The organism is Azospirillum terrae (assembly GCF_053470425.1).
The window spans coordinates 1-6,950 of record NZ_JBPXMR010000031.1 but is presented as its reverse complement, the minus strand read 5'-3'; the positions used below and the strand labels follow the sequence as shown (position 1 = coordinate 6,950).

The following is a 6,950-nucleotide window of genomic DNA, read 5'->3' as shown; positions in this document are numbered from 1 at the left end:
GCCGAAGCGATACTCCTTACACCTAAGCGCGATTCTGTTCGTCTCTTGCTTGGCTTGTCGGATGCGCTCCGATCGATCCTTGCGATTGTGCCGTGTCCTCTGAAACCCGAGAACCCCGACCAGCAAAGCCGACCGCCTGCGCATCCCTTCTCTTTTCGGTATTCGTTTGTCAAAGATCCAGGGCCCCTTCGAAGGACCGGACGCAATCCAGAGCCGGGAAACCCGGTTTGGGCCGCGTCAACAAGTCTGGAAGATCGAAGGAGCGGCGAACGTGTCGTCCGCAGCGGAGGATCTTTCTAGCGCCTTCGCATTCGGCCGTCAAGACCTTTCTGCGAAGTTTCTCATCCGTCCTGCTTACCGCTTTCGCGGCGGGCCGGACGTCCGGCACCAGAAATCACCATCACTTCAGGCCTTCCAGGCCCGCCCCGCTCTTGGTTCGAAGCCCGTCCGGGCTCCGGCTTCCGACCGGGGAGGCGGTGTATAGGCGCGTCCAAACGGACTGTCCAGAGGTTTTTTCACCTCCACTTCTTGCCACGGGGCGAGGCTCGGATACACTGGTGGGACAAGGTGCAGACACGTCAGAGTGCGGAACCTGTCACGCGTGAGGATTCTTGGCATGCGCCCCAGCGCGCGCGCGACCGCAGAGGTCATGGCACAGGTGCTGCGCACCACCGCCAGCCTCGCCTTCACCGAAGGATTGAACCCGGCCCAATGGTCGGCGTTGCGCTACTTTGCCCAGGCGACGCCGAGTGCCCGCAGCGTCGTGGCTTTCGCCCGCTATCATGGCACCACAAAGGGCACGGCCAGCCAGACCATCGCCGCGCTGCTCAAGAAGGGGCTGCTCGACCGCACGCGCGGCGAGCGCGACCGCCGCACGGTGAACGTGGAGTTGACCCCGGCCGGACGGGCGGTGCTGGAGAACGATCCACTCAATGAATTGGCCGCCGCCATCACCGCGCTCGACGATGCGCACCACCGCCATCTGGCGGAAGGATTGGATCAGGTGCTGCGCACGCTGCTGATCCGCCGCTCGCACCGCACCGGCGGGCCGTCGCCGCACCAGGAGGAGGCCGCGGAATGAAGACCGGGGAATCCGTCATGCAGCGTCGCTCACCCGCTCCCCCCCGCGCCGGAGCGCCCATCTGATGGCGCGCGTTCTCGTCGTCGACGACATGCCGGCGGTGACCGCGCTGCTGCGCGTGGCGCTGGAGGACAGGGGGCACAGCGTGGTCGAGGCCAACAATGGCGCCGCCTGCCTCGACCTCGTCGTGCGCGAAGATTTCGACGCCATCGTGCTCGACATGATGATGCCGGGGGTGGACGGGATCGAGACGGTGCGGCGCCTGCGCGACGGCGGCTGTAAGGCCGCGGTGATCGCCATGTCCGGCGGCACCGAGGCGTTCCCCGCCTCCATTTCGCTGAAGATGTCGGAGATGTACGGCGCCGACCGGCTGCTGTTCAAACCCTTCGACAACGAGGAACTGATCGCCGCCATCGACGAGCTGCTGGCCAAGCGCAAGGACTGAGGACGGCAGCGTCCCGCCCCCTGCCCTCCCGGACCTTACCGGCGCGTTTTGCCGGAGTCGCGTCCGCTTCCCTCCATGCCGGCCATGGCGGAGGCGCCGGCATTGGTGCTGGCGGCTTGGCGGACGCGCAGATTGTTCTGCACGTGGGTGACGCCGGAAACCGATTCGGCGATGTCCTCGGCGCGGCGCCGGGCGCTGCGGTGCTCGACGTGGCCGCTCAGGGTTATCTCGCCGCCGCTCACCGCGATCTCGATGTCGGACGCGTCCACATACGGGTCATCGGTCAGCCGGTCGCTGAGGTCCTCGCGGATTCGGTCGTCGGAGCGCGTGTAGCCGCGCGGGCCACGCCCGCGGTGACCGCGCCCCTCGCGTCTCCACTCGTCCCGCCCATAGTCGCGAAACGCCCGGCCCTGGCCGAAGCCGCGCTCCAGATCGCCGCGACCGGTGCCGCCGCGGATCTGGAAGCCGCCGCGCTCGTAATCGACGCCGCCGCGGCTGGTGCCGCCGCCGTAGTCTTCCGGCCCGAAGCGGCCTTCCCATTCCTCGTCACGGCCGTAGCGGCTGTACTGGTTGGGGTCGCCGCGCCCCAGCCAGCGCCCGCGCTCGGCTCTCCAGCGGTGCCCGTCGTCCATGGTCGGCTCCTCCCGTTGCGCGCTGTAGGCACAACACCCATCCGGGAGGGCCGTTCCGCCCCTACACGCGCGGAAAGGCGCGCACGCGTTCGATCTGCACGGCGCAGCGGTGGCCGAGGCGCAGGCCGATCTGCGCCAGCCGGTCGCGCGGCATCTCCGCCTCCAGGATCTGCCCGGCGAGCCCCACCTCGATGCGCGCCTGCGGCCCCACCGTGACGACGCCCAGCACGTTGCCCGGCCCCTCCGGGTCAGGGGAGAGCGACACGTCGTGCGGCCGGACGAAGGCGATGGCCGGCCCCTGCACCAGATCGTCGGTCACCACCCGCAGGGCGCCGCCGGCCATGGCGACGACGCCGCCGTCCACCACGCAATCCAGCCGGTTCACCTGCCCGAGGAACTCGTAGACGAAGGTCGAGGCCGGGTTGTCGTAGACCTCGGCCGGGGTGCCGATCTGCTCGATGCGGCCCTGGCTCATCACCACGACGCGGTCGGCCAGCTCCAGCGCCTCCTCCTGGTCGTGGGTGACGAAGACCGAGGTGATGTGCATCTCGTCATGCAGGCCGCGCAACCAGCGCCGCAGCTCCTTGCGGACCTTGGCGTCCAGGGCGCCGAACGGCTCGTCGAGCAGCAGCACCTTGGGCTCGATGGCGAGCGCGCGGGCCAGCGCCACGCGCTGCCGTTGCCCGCCGGAGAGCTGCGCCGGATAGCGGTCGGCGAACGGGGCGAGCTGCACGAGGTGCAGCAGCTCCTCCACCCGCCGCCGGATCTCGGCGTTGGGCAGGCGCTCGGCGCGCGGTCGCACCTTGAGGCCGAAGGCGACGTTGTCCAGCACCGTCATGTGGCGGAACAGCGCGTAGTGCTGGAACACGAAGCCCACCTGCCGCTCGCGCGGCTTGAGGCCCAGCGCCTCCGAGCCGTGCAGTTGCAGGCTGCCGGCGTCCGGCTGTTCGAGGCCGGCCATGATGCGCAGCAGCGTCGTCTTGCCCGACCCCGACGGCCCTAGCAGGGCCAGCAGCTCGCCCGTCCGCACCTCGAGGTCGACGTTGTCCAGCGCCCGGAAGTCGCCGAATTGCTTGGAAATCCCGGAAAGTCTCAGGCCCATGGTGTGTTTCTTGCCCTTTCCGGCATTATCCGCCGCGCCGCGTCGCCGCCAGCTCGTGCCCGAACCGCCACTCCAGCACCGTCTTGGCCACCAGCGTGACCAAGGCGAGGAGCGCCAGCACCGACGCGACCGCAAAGGCGGCGACGAAGTTGTACTCATTATACAGGATCTCGACGTGCAGCGGCATGGTGTTGGTCTCGCCCCGGATGTGGCCGGAAACGACGGACACCGCGCCGAACTCGCCCATCGCGCGGGCGTTGCACAGCAGCACGCCGTACAGCAGGCCCCACTTGATGTTGGGCAGCGTCACCCGCCAGAAGGTCTGCCAGCCCGAGGCGCCCAGCACGACGGCGGCCTCTTCCTCCTCGGTTCCCTGCTCCTGCATCAGTGGGATCAGCTCGCGCGCAACGAAGGGGAAGGTGACGAAGATGGTGGCGAGCACCAGACCGGGCAGCGCGAAGATGATCTGGATGTCGTGCTCGCGCAGCCACGGCCCGAGCAGGCCGTTCAGGCCGAACAGCAGCACGTAGACCATGCCGGAAATCACCGGCGACACCGAGAACGGCAGGTCGATCAGCGTGACCAGCAGGTTCTTGCCGTAGAACTCGAACTTCGCCACGCACCACGACGCGCAGACGCCGAACAGCAGGTTCAGCGGCACGGCGACGGCCGCGGTGATCAGCGTCAGGCGGATGGCGGCGAGCGCGTCCGGCTCGATCAGCGCGTCCCAATAGGCGCCCAGCCCGCGCTTCAGCGCCTCGGTGAAGACGACGACCAGCGGCAGCAGCAGGAACAGCGCCAGGAAGACCAGCGCGCCGCCGATCAGCGCCGCGCGCAGCCACACCGGCTCGGCCAGCACCGATTGGGCCAGTGTCGAGCGGGAGGGTTGTCCGCTACCGGGCATGACGCCTCCGCATCCAGTATTGCAGCAGGTTGAGGACCAGCAACATGGCAAACGACACCATCAGCATCAGCGTGCCGACCGCCGCCGCACCGGCGAAGTCGTACTGTTCCAGCTTGATGACGATCAGCAGCGGCGCGATCTCGGTGACGCCGGGCATGTTGCCGGCGATGAAGATGACCGACCCGTACTCCCCAACCCCGCGGGCGAAGGACAGCGCGAACCCGGTCACCAGCGCCGGCGTCAGCGCCGGCAGGATGACGTGGCGGAAGGTCTGCCAGCGCGACGCGCCCAGGCAGGCCGCGGCCTCCTCCTCCTCCGGCGGCAGGTCCTGCAACACCGGCTCCACCGTGCGCACCACGAAGGGCAGGCCGATGAAGGTGAGCGCGATGGCGATGCCCAGCGGCGTGAACGCCACCTTCACCCCCAGCCAGTCCTTCAGCAGCGCGCCGACCCAGCCGTTGGGCGCGTACAGCGCCGTCAGCGCGATGCCGGCCACCGCCGTCGGCAGCGCGAACGGCAGATCGACGAAGGCATCGACGATGCGCTTGCCCGGAAAGCGGTAGCGCACCAGGACCCAGGCCACCAGCAGGCCGGCGAAGGCGTTGATCGTGGCCGCGGCCAGCGACAGCCCGAAGCTGACCTTGAACGCCGACAGGACGCGCTCGGTCAGCAGGGCGTTCCAGAAGCCGGCCCAGCCGAGCCCGGCGGCCTTCACCGCCAGCGCCACCAGCGGCAACAGCACGATGATGCTGAGATAGGTGACCGTGATGCCCAGCGTTAGCCGGAATCCGGGGATCACCGTGGGGCGGATCAGCACCGTACCCCCGCTGCGCAGGGGCACGGTTTCGGACAGGGACACCGAGGACACCGAGGACACCGAGGACACCGGTCAGCGCGCCCCGGAGATCTGGTCGAAGATTCCGCCGTCCGCGAAATGCTGCTTCTGCGCCTCACGCCATCCCCCGAAGGCCTGATCGACAGTGACCAGCCTAACATTGGCGAAGCGGTTCGCATACTGCGCCCCGGCCAGTTCCGGGTGGCGCGGCCTATAATAGTGTCTGGCCGCCAGCTCCTGCCCCTCTCGGGTGTATAGGAACTGCAAGTAGGCTTCGGCGACCTTTCGGGTGCCCTTGCGGTCCACCACGGAATCGACCACGGCGACCGACGGCTCGGCGAGGACGGAGAGCGACGGCGTGACGATCTCGAACTTGTCGGCGCCGAACTCCTGAAGCGACAGGTGCGCCTCGTTCTCCCAGGCCAGCAGGACGTCGCCGATCTCGCGCTGGGTGAAGGTGACGGTCGAGCCGCGCGCACCGCTGTCCAGCACCGGCACGTTCTTGAACAGCTTGGCCACGAACTCCTTGGCCTTGGCCTCGTCGCCGCCGTTCTTCTCGCGGGCGTAGGCCCAGGCGGCGAGGTAGTTCCAGCGCGCCCCGCCCGAGGTCTTCGGGTTCGGCGTGATGACCTGCACGCCGGGCTTCAGCAGATCGTCCCAATCCTTGATCTGCTTGGGGTTGCCCTTGCGCACCAAGAACACGATGGTCGAGGTGTAAGGGGCGGAGTTCTCCGGCAGGCGCTTGATCCAATCCTTGGCGATCAGTCCGGTGTCGGCGATGGCATCCACGTCGTAGGCCAGCGCCAGCGTCACCACGTCGGCGGCCAGCCCGTCGATGACCGAGCGCGCTTGCTTGCCCGAGCCGCCGTGCGACTGCTTGATCTGGAGCTTCGCCCCGGTCTCCGCCTGCCACTTCTTGGCGAAGAGCTGGTTGAACTCGGTGTAGAATTCCCGTGTCGGATCATAGGAAACGTTGAGAATCGTATCGGACGTGGTGGCGGCCCGAGCCCCCAGGGCGGCCAGCACGATGCCCGCGGCGACCAGGAAAGGGCGAAAGCGAATCGACGGCATGCGGTTTCCCCACGATTGCGTTTCCAGAAAACAACACATTTTACTGTGTGATACGATTTTTGCTTTTTCTATTATATGCGTAGAGATTGATCGAAGATTGTCCGCTTGGGAAGCCCTTTTTTCGACCGGGTTTGCCGGGGGTGCTTTGGCGAGCGGCGCGGACGTACAAAAAGCGCGTCTGTTCAAACACTTGGGATGGGGCGAAGGGCAAAAGATTTTTGGTGAATGCGCGGCCTTGCTCCTACCGCCAAATTGGAATAGGATTGGGGTCCTCAACGCCAGACATGCGTCTACAGACAAAAGCCCTTCTCCCGTGCGGGAGCGGGGAGAGGGGCTTTGCGAATGCAACGTCGCCCGTTTTCGTGCGGCCTGATGGAGCATACACCACTCAGCAATATTCCTTAACGTGCGATGGTTCCTGTAAAATATCATTGCGAGCGAATGCAGGGCCGCGACGATGCGCAACACGGAGTTGGTCGACGCGCTGGTGAGCAAGCGCGCCGAGTTGATGGACAGGTTGGCAACCCTTCAGCGTGAGATCGAGGCCGCGCGCTCCGACATCACCAACGTCGACGGCACGATCCGCCTCTTCGCCCCGGACCTCCACCTCCCCGCCGCTACCGGTCGACGCCGCTCCCCCGCCGTCCGCCTCTTCCGTCAATCGGAACTGTCGCGCCTCATCCTCAGGCTGCTGCGCGACAGCGCGTCGGGCGTCGCCACGGCCGACCTGATCACCGCCATCATGGCGGTCAAAGCTCCCCCCCCGAGCGACCGCGACGCGCATGCCGCTGTTGCCCGATCCGTCAGCACATCGCTCGGCAAGTTGAAGCGACGGGGCGCCGTCGTCCGTGCCGAAGACGTTGGTGGTTTCTTCGTGTGG

General features: G+C 67.2%; 8 protein-coding genes. 3 read left to right on the top strand and 5 right to left on the bottom strand.

Features of this window, described 5'->3' with window-relative positions:
- Positions 1-616: 616 nt before the first annotated feature.
- Together ACSVDD_RS29430 and ACSVDD_RS29425 are read left to right on the top strand one after the other, a co-directional pair.
- Positions 617-1,081, top strand: a complete 465-nt coding sequence (locus tag ACSVDD_RS29430) for a MarR family transcriptional regulator (RefSeq protein ID WP_448192980.1) — start codon at positions 617-619, stop codon at positions 1,079-1,081.
- Between the two features lie 64 nt (positions 1,082-1,145).
- The gene (locus ACSVDD_RS29425) at positions 1,146-1,526 is read left to right on the top strand and encodes a response regulator transcription factor (protein ID WP_448192979.1); all 381 of its coding nucleotides are present in this window, start codon (positions 1,146-1,148) and stop codon (positions 1,524-1,526) included.
- A 35-nt stretch (positions 1,527-1,561) separates the two neighbouring features.
- Here ACSVDD_RS29425 and ACSVDD_RS29420 read toward each other — a convergent pair whose 3' ends face one another.
- The 5 genes from ACSVDD_RS29420 to ACSVDD_RS29400 form a co-directional block, all read right to left on the bottom strand.
- Positions 1,562-2,158: a BON domain-containing protein gene (locus ACSVDD_RS29420; protein WP_448192978.1), complete on the bottom strand. Its 597-nt coding sequence runs from the start codon at positions 2,156-2,158 to the stop codon at positions 1,562-1,564.
- A 61-nt stretch (positions 2,159-2,219) separates the two neighbouring features.
- Positions 2,220-3,260, bottom strand: coding sequence for a sulfate/molybdate ABC transporter ATP-binding protein (locus ACSVDD_RS29415; RefSeq protein ID WP_448192977.1), 1,041 nt, complete (start codon positions 3,258-3,260; stop codon positions 2,220-2,222).
- A gap of 25 nt (positions 3,261-3,285) precedes the next feature.
- Positions 3,286-4,164, bottom strand: coding sequence for a sulfate ABC transporter permease subunit CysW (gene cysW / locus ACSVDD_RS29410; protein ID WP_448192976.1), 879 nt, complete (start codon positions 4,162-4,164; stop codon positions 3,286-3,288).
- Complete coding sequence (cysT, locus tag ACSVDD_RS29405) at positions 4,154-5,023, bottom strand: sulfate ABC transporter permease subunit CysT (RefSeq protein ID WP_448192981.1); 870 nt, start codon at positions 5,021-5,023, stop codon at positions 4,154-4,156. The genes cysW and cysT overlap by 11 nt, the downstream gene beginning before the upstream one ends.
- Positions 5,024-5,053: 30 nt before the next feature.
- Positions 5,054-6,070: a sulfate ABC transporter substrate-binding protein gene (locus ACSVDD_RS29400; RefSeq protein ID WP_448192975.1), complete on the bottom strand. Its 1,017-nt coding sequence runs from the start codon at positions 6,068-6,070 to the stop codon at positions 5,054-5,056.
- 457 nt (positions 6,071-6,527) lie between these two features.
- Here ACSVDD_RS29400 and ACSVDD_RS29395 point away from each other — a divergent pair.
- The coding region (locus ACSVDD_RS29395) for a hypothetical protein (RefSeq protein WP_448192974.1) at positions 6,528-6,950 on the top strand (423 nt) is incomplete at its 3' end.